This window comes from Streptomyces sp. NRRL S-495, assembly GCF_000966955.1.
Classification (GTDB): Bacteria; Actinomycetota; Actinomycetes; order Streptomycetales; family Streptomycetaceae; genus Kitasatospora; species Kitasatospora purpeofusca.
Map to the genome: position 1 here is coordinate 1 of NZ_JZWY01001315.1, position 555 is coordinate 555.

Consider the following 555-nt stretch of genomic DNA (forward strand, 5'->3'; position numbering starts at 1 on the left):
ACGTCCACCCGGTCCGGGTCGGGGCCGTCGGCGGCGCCGCGGACGACGTCGAGCAGCGACCAGTCGGTGTGCGGGGCCAGGGCCTCGGCGCAGCGGGTGAGGGCTGCGGCGAAGGCGGGTTCGGTGTCGAGCAGTCCGGCGGCCATGCCGGCCCACTGGGAGCCCTGGCCGGGGAAGACGAAGACGGTCCGGCCGGGGGTGCCGGCCCGGCCGCGGACGACGCCGGGGCCGCCGAGCGCGCGCAGGGCCTCGGCCGCGTCGGCGGCCGGGGCGACGACGACGGCGCGCTCGTCGAGCGCGGCCCGGCCGGTGGCCAGGGTGAACGCGGCGTCGACGGGGCGGGTGCCGGGCAGCCGGTCGGCGATCCGGGCGGCGTGGGCGGTGAGCGCCTCGGGGGTGCGGGCGGAGAGCACGTACGGGAGGACGGCGGGGGCGGGCGCGGCTGCGGGCGCGGCCTCGGCCGGCGCGGTCTCCTCCACCGGGGCCTGCTCGACGATGACGTGGGCGTTGGTGCCGGAGACACCGAACGCGGACACCGCGGCCCGGCGCGGACGC

1 protein-coding gene is annotated in these 555 nt (G+C 81.1%); it reads right to left on the reverse strand.

Annotated features, from left to right (window positions below):
- Window positions 1-555, reverse strand: a 555-nt coding sequence (locus VR45_RS41410) for an acyltransferase domain-containing protein (protein ID WP_045945150.1), incomplete at both ends; no start/stop codon positions are given.